Annotated in this window: 19 protein-coding genes; 9 read left to right on the top strand and 10 right to left on the bottom strand. The window is 33.2% G+C overall.

All coding sequences use genetic code 11. The features are described 5' to 3' along the window. Positions 1–29: 29 nt before the first annotated feature. The 3 genes from lipA to ACFFLS_RS02615 are packed head-to-tail and all read left to right on the top strand — an operon-like array spanning position 30 to position 4,133. Positions 30–896: a lipoyl synthase gene (gene lipA, locus ACFFLS_RS02625; RefSeq protein WP_379683352.1), complete on the top strand. Its 867-nt coding sequence runs from the start codon at positions 30–32 to the stop codon at positions 894–896. Between the two features lie 41 nt (positions 897–937). Continuing rightward, entirely contained in the window at positions 938–1,936 is a 999-nt protein-coding gene (gene gap, locus ACFFLS_RS02620) for a type I glyceraldehyde-3-phosphate dehydrogenase (protein ID WP_379683353.1), read from the top strand. A gap of 25 nt (positions 1,937–1,961) precedes the next feature. Beyond that, positions 1,962–4,133 carry a tetratricopeptide repeat-containing hybrid sensor histidine kinase/response regulator gene (locus tag ACFFLS_RS02615; protein WP_379683354.1) on the top strand — a complete coding sequence of 724 codons (2,172 nt, stop codon included), beginning with the start codon at positions 1,962–1,964 and terminating at the stop codon, positions 4,131–4,133. Between the two features lie 34 nt (positions 4,134–4,167). Here ACFFLS_RS02615 and lpxK read toward each other — a convergent pair whose 3' ends face one another. Genes lpxK through ACFFLS_RS02600 form a run of 3 tightly spaced genes read right to left on the bottom strand, consistent with a single transcriptional unit; the run spans position 4,168 to position 5,671 of the window. After that, positions 4,168–5,175: a tetraacyldisaccharide 4'-kinase gene (gene lpxK / locus ACFFLS_RS02610; RefSeq protein ID WP_379683355.1), complete on the bottom strand. Its 1,008-nt coding sequence runs from the start codon at positions 5,173–5,175 to the stop codon at positions 4,168–4,170. 5 nt (positions 5,176–5,180) lie between these two features. After that, the gene (locus ACFFLS_RS02605; RefSeq protein WP_379689146.1) at positions 5,181–5,432 is read right to left on the bottom strand and encodes a Txe/YoeB family addiction module toxin; all 252 of its coding nucleotides are present in this window, start codon (positions 5,430–5,432) and stop codon (positions 5,181–5,183) included. Positions 5,433–5,437: 5 nt separating this feature from the next. Continuing rightward, entirely contained in the window at positions 5,438–5,671 is a 234-nt protein-coding gene (locus ACFFLS_RS02600) for a DUF2683 family protein (RefSeq protein ID WP_379683357.1), read from the bottom strand. Positions 5,672–5,877: 206 nt separating this feature from the next. On the opposite strand from ACFFLS_RS02600, the gene ACFFLS_RS02595 reads away from it, so the two are divergent. The 3 genes from ACFFLS_RS02595 (at position 5,878) to ACFFLS_RS02585 (ending at position 8,788) form a co-directional block, all read left to right on the top strand. After that, positions 5,878–6,972: a Nif3-like dinuclear metal center hexameric protein gene (locus tag ACFFLS_RS02595; RefSeq protein ID WP_379689143.1), complete on the top strand. Its 1,095-nt coding sequence runs from the start codon at positions 5,878–5,880 to the stop codon at positions 6,970–6,972. Positions 6,973–6,975: 3 nt separating this feature from the next. Next, entirely contained in the window at positions 6,976–7,755 is a 780-nt protein-coding gene (locus ACFFLS_RS02590) for a zinc ribbon domain-containing protein (protein ID WP_379683358.1), read from the top strand. 160 nt (positions 7,756–7,915) lie between these two features. Further along, entirely contained in the window at positions 7,916–8,788 is an 873-nt protein-coding gene (locus ACFFLS_RS02585; protein ID WP_379683359.1) for an alpha/beta fold hydrolase, read from the top strand. 24 nt (positions 8,789–8,812) lie between these two features. Here ACFFLS_RS02585 and ACFFLS_RS02580 read toward each other — a convergent pair whose 3' ends face one another. After that, complete coding sequence (locus ACFFLS_RS02580; RefSeq protein ID WP_379683360.1) at positions 8,813–9,505, bottom strand: ArsR/SmtB family transcription factor; 693 nt, start codon at positions 9,503–9,505, stop codon at positions 8,813–8,815. A 62-nt stretch (positions 9,506–9,567) separates the two neighbouring features. On the opposite strand from ACFFLS_RS02580, the gene ACFFLS_RS02575 reads away from it, so the two are divergent. From ACFFLS_RS02575 to rluF, 3 genes are all read left to right on the top strand, one after another. Next, positions 9,568–10,719 carry a cytochrome P450 gene (locus tag ACFFLS_RS02575; protein WP_379683361.1) on the top strand — a complete coding sequence of 384 codons (1,152 nt, stop codon included), beginning with the start codon at positions 9,568–9,570 and terminating at the stop codon, positions 10,717–10,719. A gap of 12 nt (positions 10,720–10,731) precedes the next feature. Continuing rightward, a complete protein-coding gene (locus tag ACFFLS_RS02570; RefSeq protein WP_379683362.1) occupies positions 10,732–11,076 on the top strand; it encodes an antibiotic biosynthesis monooxygenase family protein in 345 nt (114 codons plus the stop codon). A gap of 118 nt (positions 11,077–11,194) precedes the next feature. Continuing rightward, a complete protein-coding gene (gene rluF, locus ACFFLS_RS02565) occupies positions 11,195–12,001 on the top strand; it encodes a 23S rRNA pseudouridine(2604) synthase RluF (protein WP_379683363.1) in 807 nt (268 codons plus the stop codon). 31 nt (positions 12,002–12,032) lie between these two features. Here rluF and ACFFLS_RS02560 read toward each other — a convergent pair whose 3' ends face one another. The 6 genes from ACFFLS_RS02560 to ACFFLS_RS02535 all read right to left on the bottom strand — a co-directional run bounded on the left by ACFFLS_RS02560 (position 12,033) and on the right by ACFFLS_RS02535 (position 17,633). After that, a complete protein-coding gene (locus tag ACFFLS_RS02560; RefSeq protein ID WP_379683364.1) occupies positions 12,033–12,779 on the bottom strand; it encodes a LytR/AlgR family response regulator transcription factor in 747 nt (248 codons plus the stop codon). Beyond that, complete coding sequence (locus ACFFLS_RS02555) at positions 12,772–14,508, bottom strand: tetratricopeptide repeat-containing sensor histidine kinase (RefSeq protein WP_379683365.1); 1,737 nt, start codon at positions 14,506–14,508, stop codon at positions 12,772–12,774. The genes ACFFLS_RS02560 and ACFFLS_RS02555 overlap by 8 nt, the downstream gene beginning before the upstream one ends. A 26-nt stretch (positions 14,509–14,534) precedes the next feature. Further along, positions 14,535–15,032: a hypothetical protein gene (locus ACFFLS_RS02550; RefSeq protein WP_379683366.1), complete on the bottom strand. Its 498-nt coding sequence runs from the start codon at positions 15,030–15,032 to the stop codon at positions 14,535–14,537. A 237-nt stretch (positions 15,033–15,269) separates the two neighbouring features. Then, positions 15,270–16,661: a DUF4153 domain-containing protein gene (locus ACFFLS_RS02545; RefSeq protein WP_379683367.1), complete on the bottom strand. Its 1,392-nt coding sequence runs from the start codon at positions 16,659–16,661 to the stop codon at positions 15,270–15,272. A gap of 57 nt (positions 16,662–16,718) precedes the next feature. Beyond that, the gene (locus tag ACFFLS_RS02540) at positions 16,719–17,009 is read right to left on the bottom strand and encodes a winged helix-turn-helix domain-containing protein (RefSeq protein WP_379683368.1); all 291 of its coding nucleotides are present in this window, start codon (positions 17,007–17,009) and stop codon (positions 16,719–16,721) included. A 9-nt stretch (positions 17,010–17,018) separates the two neighbouring features. Beyond that, positions 17,019–17,633 (bottom strand): hypothetical protein, encoded by a 615-nt coding sequence (locus tag ACFFLS_RS02535; RefSeq protein WP_379683369.1) that lies wholly within the window; start codon positions 17,631–17,633, stop codon positions 17,019–17,021. Positions 17,634–17,644: the final 11 nt, after the last annotated feature.

Below are 17,644 nucleotides of genomic sequence, written 5' to 3'. Positions count from 1 at the left end.
CATTATCTTTGTATCCAGATTTATGAGATATGGAAACAGTCATTGAAAATATACCACCAGCAAAACCTAAATGGTTAAAGGTGAAACTACCAATTGGACAAAAATATACTGAACTTCGCGGTTTAGTTGATAAATACAGCTTAAATACGATTTGCACCTCTGGAAGCTGCCCGAATATGGGTGAATGCTGGGGAGAAGGAACTGCTACTTTTATGATTCTTGGAAATGTGTGTACACGTTCTTGTGGCTTTTGCGGAGTAAAAACAGGAAGGCCTGAAACGGTAGACTGGGATGAACCTGAAAAAGTTGCCCGTTCTATTAAAATCATGAATATTAAACATGCTGTAATTACGAGCGTTGACCGAGATGACTTGAAAGATGGAGGTTCTATTATCTGGATGGAAACCGTAAAAGCCATCCGAAGAATGAATCCAAATACAACTCTTGAAACATTAATTCCGGATTTTCAAGGAATTGAAAGAAATATTGACCGTATTGTCGAAGCCAACCCTGAAGTAGTTTCACACAATATGGAAACGGTTAGAAGATTGACACGTGAGGTGCGCATTCAAGCAAAATATGACCGCAGCCTTGAGGTACTTCGTTACTTAAAACAACAAGGAATCAACAGAACAAAATCTGGAATTATGCTGGGTCTAGGCGAAACAGAAGAAGAAGTTTTTCAGACGATGACCGATTTACGCAATGCTAATGTTGATGTGGTTACGATTGGACAGTATTTACAGCCAACTAAAAAACACCTTCCGGTAAAAGAGTTCATAACTCCTGATCAATTTGCGAGATATGAGAAATTTGGCCTTGATTTAGGTTTCCGTCATGTAGAAAGCGGACCTTTAGTTCGTTCTTCTTACAAAGCTCAAAAACATATTTTATAAAACGTTTAACTGGTTGTTAAACAAACAAGCATCCAAAAAGATTGAAAACAAGAATTGCCATTAACGGCTTTGGGAGAATAGGCAGAAATTTATTTCGCCTTCTCTTAAACCATCCTGAAATTGAAGTTGTTGCCATCAACGATTTAGCAGACAACAAAACAATGTCACATTTGATTAAATATGACAGCATTCATGGTGTACTACCATATGAAGTAAGTCATGATGAAAATGGGATAATCGTAGACGGCAGGCATTTCTATTTCTTTCATGAAAAGAAAATTTCAAATTTGGACTGGAAAAGCCATGATATTGATTTTGCAATAGAATCAACTGGAAAATTCAAGACACACGAAGATTTAAATCTGCATCTTGAGGCTGGAGCAAAAAAAGTGATTCTTTCTGCTCCTTCTGAGGTTGACACAATAAAAACCGTCGTTCTTGGAGTAAATGAAACTATTCTGGACGGAACTGAAACTATTGTTTCTAATGCAAGCTGTACCACAAACAATGCCGCACCGATGATTAAAATCATCGAAGAATTGTGCGGTATCGAACAGGCTTACATTACAACCATACATTCTTTCACGACCGACCAGAGCCTTCACGATCAACCTCATAAAGATTTGAGACGCTCGCGAGGAGCAAGCCAGTCTATAGTCCCGACAACTACTGGCGCAGCAAAGGCATTGACAAAAATTTTCCCTAAACTGCATGATAAAATTGGAGGTTGCGGCATTCGTGTCCCAGTTCCAGATGGTTCATTGACAGATATAACCTTTAATGTAAAACGCAATGTAAGCATTGAAGAAATTAACAAAGCATTTAAAGAAGCCTCAAAAACAAATTTAAAAGGAATATTAGATTACACAGAAGATCCTATTGTTTCTGTTGATGTAATTGGCAATACGCATTCGTGTTTATTTGATGCCCAGCTTACCTCTGTAATTGACCGCATGGTAAAGGTAGTCGGCTGGTATGACAACGAAATCGGCTATTCATCAAGACTGATAGATTTGATCTTGCTTATAAGAACAACATAAGATTCATCGTAAAGCAATGCCAAACATGAAATATTGTCTTTTTATTGCTATTTGTTTTTTTTCTTCGTTTTTGTATCCTCAGACTAATAAGGACACAGACAGTATTTACTATTACAACAGACTAGCAAATTCGAACCTAAGCAATAAAAAGTACAATGAGGCAATTCTGTACACTCAAAAATCTATTAAGCTCTGCGAAAACAGGGGCAAAAAAGAAAGTCTTGCCAACCAGACATTCAAACTTGGTAAAATCTATTACAATCAGCATAAGTACGAAGATGCGCTAAACAATTTCTACAAAACAGTTTCTTTATTTGACAATCTAAAACCAAACTGCACAAAAGTCCTTGCATTGCATTATATCGGCATAGTAAATACCGCAAAAGGAGATCCTAAAACCGCTACTTTGTACTTCACAAAATCCAGGAATCTTCTAGAAGAACTTAACATTCCTGATTATGCCGAAACTTTGGATTACCAAAAAGCAATGGTCTTAAAAAACAGCAATGAGCTAATTCCGGCGATTAGAACGTTTAGAAATATCATTCAAAAAAAAGATAACCCACAGATCTTAAAAACAAAAGCAGATTCGTATTATCAGCTCGGACTTATTGAGACGCAGCTCAAACACAATGACTCAGCAATAATTTATTTCAATAATGCTTTAAAATACAACGCCCAAAAAACTGATTTACATCAAAAATCAAAAATTGTTTTGGCAATTAGTCAACATTACAAAAAAAATCGAAATTTTGACCTAGCTTATTCTTATCTAGACGAACATTATCAAATTGAAAACTATCTCTTAAAGGTTAAAAACTCTAAAATTGATTTTAATGAATTTCAGAAATTCAAAAAAAATCAGGCCCTAAACAATACAATTAAAAAAGAAAGCGAAGAAAAAATCCAGCTCAAAACTTATCGTTATTCTAAGTTAGTCAGCATTCTTGCCATTGCACTGATTTCGATTCTATCACTTTTAAGCCTTGCACTTTACAAAAACAACATCATTAGAAATCAGAACAATTTACTGCTTCGTGAAAAAAACAAAGAATTGATTCTGGCCAAAAACAATGCTGAAAAAGCTACAAAAGCAAGATCAGAATTTTTATCTACCGTAAGCCACGAGTTACGTACACCCCTAAATGCCATTAACGGAATAACACATATATTACTAGAAGACAAACCAAAGAAAAGACAGCTAAAATACCTTGAATCACTTAAATTTTCGGGCAACTACCTGACTACTTTTATCAATGAAATTCTTGAAATAAATAAAATCGATTCTACTAAAGTCGAGGTCGAAAACATAAGTTTCAACCTAAAAGAATTACTGTTTAACATTCAAAGTTCTTTAAAAGAACTCGCTTTAGCCAATAAAAATTACTTTAATCTGGAAATTGACAAAGGCATTCCCGACAATTTAATTGGAGACCCTACCAAATTGTCGCAGATTATTTTAAATTTGATAAACAATGCATTGAAATTTACCCACAACGGCCACGTAAATGTAATTGCAAAATTGCAAGGAAAAGAAAATGACCATGCAACTGTTTTTTTCGAGATTGTTGACACGGGAATTGGCATTCCTGAAGACAAACTGCAGACCGTTTTCGAAAGTTTTTCTCAAGGATCTATCGAAGTTAACCGAAAATATGGCGGCACAGGATTGGGGCTTACCATCGTAAAAAAACTAATCGAAATATTAGGCGGAGAAATAAAACTAAAAAGCGAGGTTGGCAAGGGATCAACCTTTACATTCAAATTAAACTTTAAAATTAATAACGAACCGTTGGAATCACAACAAGAAATCAAGCCGTACAGCGATAAGCAATTAAAACATAAATCAATCTTACTGATTGAAGATAATAAAATCAATCAGATGATTACTCGTAAAATGCTCGAAAACAAAGCCATAAGCTGCGAGATTATCGACAATGGCGAAGAGGCTGTCGAGCTTTTAAAAGTAAGACGTTTTGATATGGTTTTGATGGACGTACACCTTCCAGGAATAAACGGTACAACGGCTACAAAACTTATTCGCGAATTTGATAAATCGACTCCTATTATCGCTCTGACGGCAATTTCGTTAAACGAAAACCGCGATATGCTAATCTCTTTCGGGATGGACGATGTTATCACAAAACCTTTTGTGCCAGACGAATTCTACAGTACAATTGCTAAGTTTTTTGATTAATAGTCTAAGATACTAAGTTTCTGAGATGCTAAGTTTATTTTACATACTCTAGAATTGTTGTGTCAAAATTTTGCTTGTGATTTATGAAAGTGCTTTTTATTGGAAGATAATACAATTGAGAAACCAATTTTGAATCTTTTAAACGAACATAATCTTTCTCGGTCGTAATTATTTTTTTTCCATTTGCTTTTAGCAGAATTGATTCTAAATCGGCATCTGAAAAATGATGATGATCTGGAAAAGTAAGACATTCATCATTTTCATTCTTTAAATAATCAAAGAATGGTTTTGGTTTTGCAATTCCTGCCAAAAGCAATTTAGATTCTGATTTTACTTTGTTCACAGCAATTTTCCCTGTTGAACTGTAAATTTCTTCATCATAATCTATAAACGTAAAGAAGATTTGCTGCGAACAACTTAGTTCTAACTTTAATCGAATTTCAGCTTGTTTTTCTTCAGATAAAACTTTTGGACATTTGGTAACCACAACAATATTGGCCCTTTCTGCTCCACTCCTGCTCTCTCTTAAATTTCCTGTAGGAAGCATAAAATCGTCTGCGTACAAATCATCGTAAGCTGTTAGGAGAATGTAAAAACCGGCTTTTACTTTTCTGTGCTGATAAGCATCATCAAGCAAAATAATTTCTGGCTTTTCATTTTTTGAAAGTAATTGCTGAATTCCGTTTGTACGATTGGCATCAACTGCAACCATTACATCGGGAAATTTTTGATAAAACTGAAACGGTTCGTCTCCCAAAATTTCGGCATTCGAATTTTTATCAGCTAAAATAAAACCTTCTGATTTTCTTTTATAGCCACGGCTTAAAGTGGCAACTTTATATTTATCAGATAATAATCGGATTAGATATTCTATTTGAGGTGTTTTCCCAGTTCCGCCCACGCTTAAATTTCCAACTGCAATAACCGGAAAATCAAATGAAGTCGATTTTAAAATTCCTTTATCAAAAAGAAAATTACGGATTGAAGTAATGAATCCATATAAAACGGCGAAAGGGAAAAGTAATTTTCGAAGTAAGTTCATAGAAGTTATTTATCTGAGTAGTGACCCATTGCAGAAACGACAAAAATTGTCACTGTATCATCTTCTAGATAATATATCATTCTGTCTTTTTGATTTATTCTTCTAGACCAAAATCCAGAAAGTTCATATTTTAATGGCTCAGGATTACCACTTCCTTCGAAAGGAGTTTCAGTCAATTCTAAAAGAATTTTCTCAATATTTTTAATGCTTTTTTTATCACCTGACTTATAATGCTGAATTATGTGTTTTTTTGCCAAGTCTTTTATTTCAATCCTAAACTTCCCCATACATCCTTAGGATTAACTTCAGTACTATTTTTACTTTTAGCAGATTTCAAAACCATATCTACAAATTCAGGATTATATGGACTTTCTTTTTCTTTTTTAGAATCGGTTTCAATTATTTCTATTCCGTCAACACCTTTAAAAAAAGCTTCAAACATCGCCATAAATGCTTTTCCTGATTTGGTGCGTTCGTCAATTTTTATTGTAGTCATGACTTTTGATTTAGAGTTACAAATATACGAAAATCAAACCATTCGTTTACATAAAGTAAACAGACCTAATTCTAGGAATTAAATAAATTATAATATTTTTCGTTAATTTGTTTCATGAATTTACTTCAGGTTTCGCATTCAAAGTTTTTTCTCATCAATATAAAACTTGGAACAAATAAAACCTGAAACTTGAAACAAAACCTAAAATGAAAATCAAAAATATTATATCTGTTCTAGAAGAAATAGCTCCTCTGGCTTACGCCGAAGATTTTGACAATGTTGGTCTTTTAGTCGGAAACTCAGAAACTGAATGTTCAGGTGTTTTAGTGTGTCATGACGCATTAGAAAATGTAATTGACGAAGCTATGTCAAAAAACTGCAATTTGGTCGTTTGCTTCCATCCTATCTTATTTTCTGGAATCAAAAAAATTACGGGCAAAAATTATGTAGAGCGAGCGATTTTAAAAGCCATTAAAAATGATATTGCCATTTTTGCTGTTCATACAGCACTTGACAATCATTCGCAAGGCGTAAATAAAATTTTCTGTGATGCGTTAGGATTGACGAATACTAAAATATTAGTTCCTAAAAATAATTTCATTCAAAAACTGGTCACTTTTACTGTTCCGGATAATGCCGATAAAGTTAGAAATGCCTTATTTGAAGCGGGCGCCGGAAAAATTGGAAATTATGACAATTGCAGTTTTAATACAGAGGGATTTTTTACTTTTCAGGGAAATGAAGACAGCAATCCCGTTATTGGCGAAAAAGGAAAATTGCACACGGGAGAAGAAATCAAAATCGAAGTTGTTTTTGAAAAACATTTACAATCCCGCATATTAAAAGCGCTATTTGCCAATCATATCTACGAAGAAGTCGCTTATGAAATTTACGATTTAAAGAATCAACACCAAAATATTGGTTTAGGAATGATTGGTGAATTTGAAAATGAAATGGAAGAAAAAGATTTTCTTCATTTTGTAAAAGACAAAATGATTGCAGACGGAATTCGTCATTCTGCTTTTTTAGGAAAAAAAGTAAAAAAAATAGCTGTGCTTGGAGGGTCTGGAAGTTTCGCTATAAAAAACGCAATTCAGGCTGGAGCCGATGCTTTTTTGACTGCCGATTTGAAGTACCATCAGTTTTATGAAGCTGAAAGTAAGCTACTTTTGGCTGATATTGGTCATTTTGAGAGTGAACGCTATACAAAAAATTATATTGTTGATTATCTTCGAAAAAAAATTCTTAATTTTGCAATCATTTTATCGGAAGAAAATACAAATCCAGTTAAGTACTTATAAAATATGACGAATACGAAAGAATTAAGTGTTGAGGACAAGTTAAGAGCAATATACGATTTACAGCTTATTGACTCTAGAATTGACGAAATCAGAAACGTTAGAGGAGAACTTCCTTTAGAGGTTGAAGATTTAGAAGATGAAGTTGCAGGTTTGAGCACTCGTTCAGAGAAACTGAAAGGTGAACTTGAAGTGATTGAGGAGCAAATCAAAGCAAAGAAAATTGCTATTGAGGAGCATAAGGAAGTTATCAAAAAGTACACAAAACAACAAGAATCAGTACGTAACAACAGAGAATTTAATTCTTTGACAAAAGAAGTTGAATTTCAGGAATTAGAAATTCAATTAGCTGAAAAGCAAATCAAAGAGATGAAAGCTTCTATCGAGCACAAAAAAGAAGTTATTTCTAACTTAAAAGAAAAACTTGATGCTAAAAGCTCTCACTTAAAACATAAAAAATCTGAATTAGACGCTATCATGGCTGAAACTCAGAAAGAAGAAATCTTCTTGACTGAGAAATCTGCTGAATATGCAGCGCAAATCGAAGACAGATTATTAGCTGCTTACAACAGAATCAGAAGCAGTGTTCGTAACGGACTGGCTGTAGTTTCTATCGAAAGAGGAGCTTCTGCTGGATCTTTCTTTACAATTCCACCTCAAACTCAGGTAGAAATTGCTTCAAGAAAGAAAATCATCACTGATGAGCACTCTGGAAGAATCTTAGTTGATACTGCTTTAGCAGATGAAGAAAAAGAAAAAATGGAACAATTGTTCGCAAAATTCTAAATATCAAGTCCCGATTTAATCGGGACTTTTTTTTTGCTTTTTTTTGCCACAGATTAAAAGGATTAACACTGATTAAATTCCCTTTATGCTGAAGAAAATCTTTTTTAATCCTTTCAATCTGTGGCAAAACTTTTTTTTACCTTTAGAAAAAATTTAAGTTTTGGGAATTAAAAAAGGAATTCGTTTTATTACATTAAAATCCGTTGGGTCTTATATTAATTTATTAAGTTATATAAAACCGCAAAAAGCTCTAGAGCTTTCTTATGCGCTTTTCAGCCAGCCCACAATTGGCAGACTGCAGAAAGAGAATCTTCCTAAGATTTTAAAAAATACCGAAACAGAAACGTTTCATCACAACGAACATCATTTTCAAACCTATATCTGGAAAGGAAACGAAACCAAAATTTTGTTGGTTCATGGCTGGGAAAGCAATTCTTCGAGATGGAAAAAGACTTTACCTCATCTTCAAAAATCCGGAAGCACGATAATTGCCCTCGATGCACCCGCACACGGACAAAGCAGCGGAAAAGAATTTAACGTGCCACTTTATGCAGAATTCATCAATAAAGCTGTAGAAAAATACCAGCCAGAAATTATAATTGGGCATTCAATTGGTGGTGCAGCCTGTGTTTATCATCAATATCTATTTCCGAACACCAGTATTTCAAAAATGGTAATTCTTGGAGCTCCTTCAGACTTAAAAACTTTGATTGACAATTATATTTCGATGCTGAGTCTAAACAACAGAATGCTTCCTCTTTTAGAGAGCAAATTTGTAAATCGTTTTAACTTTAAACTAGAAGAATTTTCAGGACAGAAATTTGCTTCTGCGTTTAATGTTCCGGGGTTAATCGCGCATGATGTTTCAGACAAAATTGTCGCTTTTGAAGAAGGAAAAAAAATAGCCAGCAACTGGAAAAACAGTCAATTTATCGAAACACGCGGTTTAGGCCACGGAATGCATGATGATGAATTGTACGATAAAATAATCGAATTTCTTTTTTCTGAGAATTCTGAGCCACTAAGTCGCTAAGCTACTAAGTTTTATCTAAGAAGTCTAAACAACAATCTTAAAATACTCAAACAGCTCCTTCTCTCCTTTTCCTGTAACAATTATTACTCGAGAATTTTCGGTCTTTCTGATCCAGTCTTCTTGCAGCATTTTATTAAAAAGCAATGTTCCAACTGAACCGGCAATATGATTTCTACGTTCACTCCAATCCAAACACGGTTTTAAGAAAATTCGTTTTCGCTTTTGCGCTTCTTCTAAATTAATCCCAAAATCTGAAAACCATTTTTCTCCTTCTAGGCTTACTTCAAAAGTATTATCCTTATCTAAAATTATTTTTTGTTCCAATAAACTATCCGTTAAAGCCACACCTATTTTTCCTGCGAGATGATCATAACAAGTTCTGCAGAATTTTATTGAAGGGTAATTTTCCGTTTTGCTTTTTGAAGAAACTTCAGATTTCGGAATCAAACTAGCCATTGCTTCAAGCGCATAGGCGACTTCTTTATTTGAAAACCGATAATATTTATGACGTCCTTGTTTTTCTACACAAAGCAAATCGGCATCTAGAAGTTTTCCTAAATGCATACTTATATTTTGTGGTGAAGTGTTGGCGCTTATTGCTAATTCTGTAGCAGTAAAAGCCCTTCCATCCATTAAAGTCCATAAAATCGAAGCACGCGTTGGGTCTCCAATTAAAGATGCTGTTTTTATAAATTGATCTTCCATTTCGGCATTCATAGTTAAGCGTAGAATGAACTATCGCCTTGTAAAGTTAAATAACTTTGCTAAAAACATTCGACATGAATTCGACTTTATTCCTTCAATCTGACATAAGCAATCCGTATCTGACCTATAAAACTATGTTGCAAAACAATCCAGTTTATTGGGACGAAACAAATAAAATATGGGCACTATATTCTTATGAAGATTGTGTTTCTATTTTGAAAGACCCTAAAGCCGAGATTCCGACTGTCAATCCAAATAACGAACAAAAACTAAATAAAAAAGCTTTAGAAATTTTAAACAACTTGACACGATTATCAAACGGAATACAGCATAAAATTTCAAAAGAAATTGCAATGTTGCTGTTCTCAAAAATGAAATCTGTCGATATAACTTCAATTCTTTCTCAACTCATAAAAAACAATTTGGCAGCAAATAAAATGGATTGGGTCAATTCTGTTTGCAAGAAACTACCGCTATTAGTTGTCTTGAAAAGTTTTAATTTTGAGGATAAGGATTGTAGTTTTATTTTATATCAAATAGAATCTTTGGTTAAAATAATGCTTCCGCAGAAAACAGAAGAGCAAGTGAAATCTATAAATGAAATTTCAGAAACAATCTTTTCAATCGTAGAAAAACAGCTCTTTCAATTAAGCTTTTACGAATCTTTATCAGCCAAAATTACCGAATCAAACGCTCTTTCGCTTGACGAAATTAAAACGATAAGCATTAGCAACTTAATTGGATTATTTATTCAGAGTTTTGATGCAGGAAGAGGGATTTTGAGTAATTCGTTGTTACAGATTCTCAACAATAAAACCTTTTCTACTAAAACGGAAATTGAAAAATCGGTTATCGAAACGTTGCGTTTTGATCCGCCCATTCATAATACAAGACGAATTGTTGTCGAAGATATTTTCATCGGCGAAAGCCTAATTAAAAAAAACGATTCGATTTTATTAGTGCTTGCATCGGCAAATCGAGATCCGAAGAAGTTTAAAAATGAATCAAAATTTGATATGGAAAGAAATACTAATACTGAAAATCTAACTTTTGGAATTGGCGGTCATATGTGCCTCGCAAAACATTTTTCCATTCATTTAGCCACTGAAGCATTATGGTTTTTATTTAATGAATTTAAAACCATTAAAATTTTAGAAAATAATATACAATACGAACCAATGATTAATGCCCGATTACCAAAAGTAATCTGGATTTCATTACAATAAAAAAACAAAAACATGATAGCTGTAATTTTTGAAGTTATTCCTAACGAGGGAAAAAAAGAAGAATACCTGGATATTGCCGCGAGCCTTCGTCCTGAACTAAACACTATTGAAGGTTTTATTTCTATTGAACGTTTTCAAAGTCTTACTAATTCTGGAAAAATCTTGTCATTATCTTTTTGGAAAGATGAAGAAAGCATCCAAAAATGGAGAAATCTAGAAATGCATCGTCACGCACAAGCGAAAGGAAGAAACGGGGTTTTTAAAGATTATCATTTACGAATTGCAACGGTTGTACGTGATTACGGCATGTTTGAAAGAAAAGAAACTCCAGAAGATAGTTCGATTTTTCATTCTTAAGGCACTAAGCTTCTTAGAATCTAAGATGCTAAGATTTCAAAAGCGTTTTTACTTTTTTAAAAATCTGAAATCTAAAGTCTAAAATCTAAAATTCTAAACTTTTGCCTACTTTTGCAGTATGGAAGAAAATTTGAAACGTCTTAATAAATTCATTGGAGAAACCGGTTTTTGTTCACGTCGTGAAGCAGACAAGCTGATTGATGAAAAACGTGTAACCATAAATGGCGCTGTAGCCGAAATGGGGACAAAAGTCTCTCCGGATGACGAAGTGCGCATTGACGGGAAATTAATCGTTGAAAAGCACGAAAAAATGGTTTATCTAGCTTTCAATAAACCGGTCGGAATTGAATGTACAACCAATCTCGAAGTACGAAATAATATAGTGGATTATATCAATTACCCGAAGCGAATTTTTCCGATTGGAAGATTGGATAAAGCCAGTGAAGGACTAATTTTTATGACCAATGACGGAGATATCGTAAACAAGATTCTTCGCGCACGAAACAATCACGAAAAAGAATATACTGTTACGGTAAACAAACCTATTACCGAACGTTTTATTCAGCGAATGGGAAATGGTGTTCCGATTTTGGATACTGTGACCCGAAAATGCAAAGTAGAACAAATTAGTAAAAACACGTTCAAAATTATTTTGACGCAAGGATTGAACCGTCAAATTAGAAGAATGTGCGAATATCTAGGTTATGAAGTAACTGCCTTAAAACGCATCAGAATCATCAATATTTCTTTGGATGTGCCTGTAGGACGCTACCGCGATTTAACAGATGCAGAAATTAAGGAACTCAACCAACTGATTGAGCCATCGAGCAAAACAGAAGAAGCGAGTCTGCCAAAACCAGAAGCTCCAAGACGAAGAACAGATATCAACAGAAATGACCCTAAATTTAGACGAAGAAACAATTAGTTTACCTAGTCAATTATTTTCTTTAACAGCTTTATTTTAGAACTGTAAACCTGCTGACCAAATCTTTGTATTTTTCACTTAAAGTTACATTGTGGTTTCCTTTTAATATAATCAAATTATCACTCAGCACTATCTCTAAGATTTTACTTGAGTTGACAATATAATTTCGATGCGTCTGGAAAAATTTGGACGCATCAAAAAGATGCATGATTTTGGTAAGCGAAATCAAGATTACGAATTTTTCAGTCTCTGTAATGATGTTACAATAGCGATCCTCTACCTCTATGTAAACAATATCCTCGATACGTACTTTTTTTAAAGCCTTATTTTTTTTAATAAAAAGAGTATCATTGCTTATTACTGTATTTTGGTCTTCGCTATGAAAAACATTCGTCTGCTCATAAAACTTCTCAACGGCCATTTCTAAAGCATACAAAATCTCCAATTCGTTAAAAGGTTTCATTAAAAAGCTGAAAGGCTTGGTCAATTTTGCCCTTTCAAAAATCTGACGGTCTTTTGAACTCGTTAAAAAAACAAACGGTTTTACGCTGTTCGGAACAATGTTAATGGTTTCTGCAAATGTAATTCCGTCCGGTTTTCCATCTAGAAAAACATCAATAATTACGATATCCACCACATTGTTGTAAAACATTTCCAACGCCTGATTGTACGTTGCGGCAATTCCGACAATATTGTAATTATTGGCAGAAAGTACTTTTACGAGCGCATCACTTTCTGAAACAGTGTCTTCTATAACAAGTACGTTTATATTATCCATGATTTTTAAACTTTTGTAGTGCAATAATAATTTTCGTTCCGATGTTTTCCTCACTCTCTATATCGAGTTTACCGCCATTTTTATGAATCATGCTTCTACACAACTGCATTCCGAGTCCGGTTCCGATTATATCGTCGTTTTTCTTTTTAGAAAGCAACACCGAATCTTTAAGCAGCTCTTCGCGGGTTGATTTGCTCATTCCTAATCCTGTATCTTCTATAACTAAATAACAGAAATCTTCAGATGATGGACGAGTATAAATGCTTATCGAGCCATTTTCTTTTGTGAATTTAATCGCATTATCCAAAAAATTTCTAAGAACAATTTTAAGCGAATCCATATCTGCAAAAACATATTCTCCAGAAGGCACATTGCTCGTAAAAGAAATATTTTTAATCAGCATCAATGGTTTGTAATTGTATTCAACTTGTTGTACAATAGACGCCAGATGCAGCGATTCTTGATAAAAATAAGTTTGTTTTGTCTGCAACAAAGCCCAATTAAGCAGGTTATCTAATAAATTATAAGCTCCGTTGGCAATTGTACTATTGTTATGAAGCAGTGTATCCAGTTCTTCATAATTCTTATTTTCCAGATTTTCCTGCAATCTTCCGTTGCTTGTTTTTAAAGCATTTACAGACGACCTTAAATCGTGGCTGACAATAGAGAACAATTTGTCTTTAGTGGCATTTAATTCATCCAGTTCTTCTTTCTGCTTTAAGATAATTTTATTGCTTCTGATTTTCTGTCTGTAAAAATAGACTCCTGTACCAAATAAAATCAGCAATAAAACCGAAGAAATGAGAAACCCATTTCTTTCGGCTATTTTTGCTTTATTCTCTGCAGCCAGAACATTGACTTCTTTTTGTTTTTGCTGTACAGCAAACTTTTTTTCAAGATCGGCAATGGCCCAGACTTTATTTTGATCGTTTAAGGAATCTTTCCAAGCTTCGAATTCTTTTCTGTATACTAATGCAGTTTGAAAGTTTTTTCTATTTTCCTCTACTGCTGCCATATTTTTGGCTGCTGCTCTTTTTAGATCAAAAGATTTTACTTTTTTAGATAGATTATAAGCTTTTTCAAAATAAGGAATTGCCTCATTATCTTTATATTGTATATAATATAAATTGGCAAGATCCATATAAGAACCTATTAATAATAGCGTGTCTTTTTCTATCTCCTGTAACCTTGTACTCTCAAACAAGTATTTCTCGGCTTTAGCAAAATTTCCTAAATGCAGATAACATAATCCTATGTTATGAGAAACAGAACTTTTTTTAAAATCGTAAGAACGTTCATGTAACTTATCAATCGAATTAAAATAGGATAATGCTTCTTCTAATTTATTTTGTTGCAATGCTATTTCCCCTAAAGAAAAATTAACCTTGTAATAAAAATCAAATTCAGAAGAGATTTGACCAAACTCTTTTTTTGCCTGATCTAAAATTTTTTTATTCTGAAAGCTTATCCCTCTAAAATAATGACAATAGTCCTTTAATTCTTTGTTCTTGGTCTTGCTAAGCTGTTTCATCGAATAAACTAAGGTAGAATCCCAGTTCTTTTCAAAAAAGAAGCGCTGTGCTTTATTAAAATTAATTTGATCATTATATTTTAAAACTTTTGCTTTTATCTGTAATTCTAAAAGGTTATCAGTTTTTTTGTTCTGCGAAAAAAGAATAAGAGAGTTGAGTGTCAAGAATAAAGTAATAAAAAAAACATTTTTAATCATTGTCCTTTTATTATTTATTAAGTACCTTAATTGTGCTGTACAGTAGTCTCCGTTCCTCTCGACGTTTCAGGATCTATATCCCAAAGAAAAGTTTGAATTGTATTTATGCCATCAAAAGCATTTTCTCCATAAGGAAATTTTTCAGCTTTAAAACTTGCTTCGTAAACATCAAAATTTTTGTTTATGTTATCATCGATATTATAAGCTATAAAAAACTGTAATTGACGTTGTCCGTCAAGATCTACATACCAATTTTGAAAAATCTCAAATTTTAACTCGCCTTTTTTTTCATCTTCTTCTGCTTCTTCTCTTTTTGGTTTACAAGCAACCAAAAAAACGGCTCTAATTTGGAATGTTCCATCCTTAAGCAATGTAGCTTGAACAATTGGAGCAAAAGGAATTTTTGAATTATTCTCAGGAAAACTTAGAGGTTTAGCTGTCAATTTGCTTTTATGTTCTAGTTCAATACATTTTCCTGGAGGATTGATTGTTTGATCTGGCGATAAAAGGGTAGTTGTTGTCATAATAATTGTTTTTGGGTTAAATTAATAGTTTAATGAAATTTTATAATTTCTTACAAAAAGCATAAAAAATATAATTTTTCAGGAATCAAATATAATAAAGATTTTCCTATAACATTTAGTGTTATGTCGATAAATAACATAAAAATAAGACGAACAACAAAAAATAACTGTCTGAAACAAATGGTTAAAAAAAAATCCCACCTCGTAAAAGATGGGAATCCAAAAAATAAACAATTCTTACTTTGTCTCTGTTGCTATAAACTCATAATACAAAGCTTTTGACAAAAAGGAATCATTTTTATGACTCAAAATACTATTCTCATTGTGGTATTCTTTTTTAATAGTTTCGTTTTTTAAAGTCTTGAAATAAGCTTCACGCTGTTCATCATTAAAATTTAATTCAAACAAAAAATAAGGCTCTACCCCTTTATTTACAGAAATATTATAAGTGGTTATCAAGTTTCCCCAGTTGACATAACTGCACAATAATATTGTACCGTAAAAAAACCAAACCATTTGATTGAAAAGAAATGCGTTCGTTTTCTGTTTCATTATTTTATAAAAAGTGAAAACGAGTCCAATCACGGCAAGAATCAAGAAAGCAAATACGCCAAGCCTTTTGTAGGTAAAACCGAAAAAAGAAACATATTCGGCATTTTTAAGCAAAGCGCTTACAATTAAAACTGCATTTAGGACAATCCAGATTTTGGATAAGTTTTTGAGTTTTGAAGCTTTTTCATCAAAATTAAAACCTGACTTGAAATAAAACAAAATCACGCCAATCGCCATAGTAATTGAAAAAATCACAGCATTTACTCTTTCATGCGTATCTGCGCTTAATTGGAAGATTTCATTCGATTCAAAAAATTGTTCGTAATTGTATGTCGCAATAAAAACTAAAAGCATCACATTGAGCAATAAAAGCGTAATCTCGCCACTTCTTCTTTCAAAATCCAAATCAAGGAACGAAAACGTGTTTTTATGATTGTTTTTAACGGAAGCATCAAAATCATTATCCAATTTTGAATTGTATTGAAAACTAAAATCAGGAACCCAATAATTCCAAAAACTGAACGAAATATAAAATCCTACTGCACTGATCAAAAACAGAACCGGAGGATCAATATCGAACGTATAATTTTCAAACAAAGAAGAGAAATGATTACTTCCGAAGGAATAAACCGTAAAGAACAAAACCAAAAACACTAGCGGAATAAACAAATAGGCAATAAATTTTTTCAATGTATCGTTCTTGACTTCCTTTTTGGGAAGCCATTGGCTGAAAATTAAAATCCTTCCTAAAGAAGTGATTCCGTTTAAAAAAATGAGCGGGAAAACCTGCAGAATTTTGAGTTCATTATGCTGCGTTTTAAACTGCAGAAAAAGAACAGACAAAGCCAAAGCCAGAAACGAAGGGAAATCGCCATACCAAGCAAAAGCAATAGCCGATAAAACCGAAGTAACCACTAAGATAAGATGCGTTCTACTGACAAATCGTTCTTGAAACAAAAAACAGATCATTGCAGTTAAAAAAATAGCAAAAATGCCCAAATTAACCCCAAGGGATTCTTTGTAAAAAAGCAATACAAAAACAAGACTGCTGACTAAAATAATTTGATGTTTTTTCATGATTTTAAATTAAAAGTACTTTGCAATTCAAAGTTTTTAGACAAAATTTTTTAGTTCTTATGATTTCATTAATTTTTCGAGATATGACAGGTGTTCTTTAAAGGCCTGACGTCCTTTTTCTGTAACCCGATAAGAGGTTTTAGGCTTTTTGCCGACAAATTCTTTCTTTACTTCAATGTATTCTGCCTTTTCTAATGCTGCCGAATGACTTGCTAGATTACCGTCGGTAATATTAAGAAGTGTTTTCATCTCCGTAAAATCTACCCATTCATTGACCATCAGAATAGACATAATACCTAATCTGACACGGCTTTCGAAATCTTTATTTAATTTATCAATAATTCCCATGGGCAGGTTTTATTTGTATTTTCTAAACATAATCAATCCGTACAAAATATGCAGAATTCCAAAACCAATAATCCAGAAAATTAAGCCGTAACCGATTAAAAAAAGCGAAATTAATCCCAGCAACAACTGTGAGAATCCTAAATATTTTACATCCGAAAATGTATATTTTTCAGCATTTATTACTGCAAGTCCGTAAAATATCAAGGTTGCAGGCGCCACAAAACCGAAAATTCCGTTGTAAATCAAAGCCAGGCAAAAAATACCACCAGCTACAAGCGGAACCCCTAGATTAAAAAGCATATTTTTTGTTGCAGATGTCCAAATCGGCAGACTGTATTTTCTGCTTTTTCTGATTGTAAAAAAAATACCAAACAGCACTGCAAAAAACATTATTGCAACTCCAGTCCAAAATAATTCTTTTACCAAAGCAAATGAATACGACCTGTGCTCGTCTGTAAGATAATCTATGCCGTTTGATTTAAACAACAGATAAACGTACATTCCACCTATAAGCGCAGACAGACCGGCAAAAACGCCCGATAATCCACTTAAGGATATAAATCTTGAAGAACGTTCCATCATGGAACGGATATGTGCTAAATCTTCTTGGTGCTTCTGATTCATAATTAAAGTAC

The organism is Flavobacterium procerum (assembly GCF_042431625.1).
Classification (GTDB): Bacteria; Bacteroidota; Bacteroidia; order Flavobacteriales; family Flavobacteriaceae; genus Flavobacterium; species Flavobacterium procerum.
This window is presented reverse-complemented; position numbering and strand designations above follow the sequence as displayed.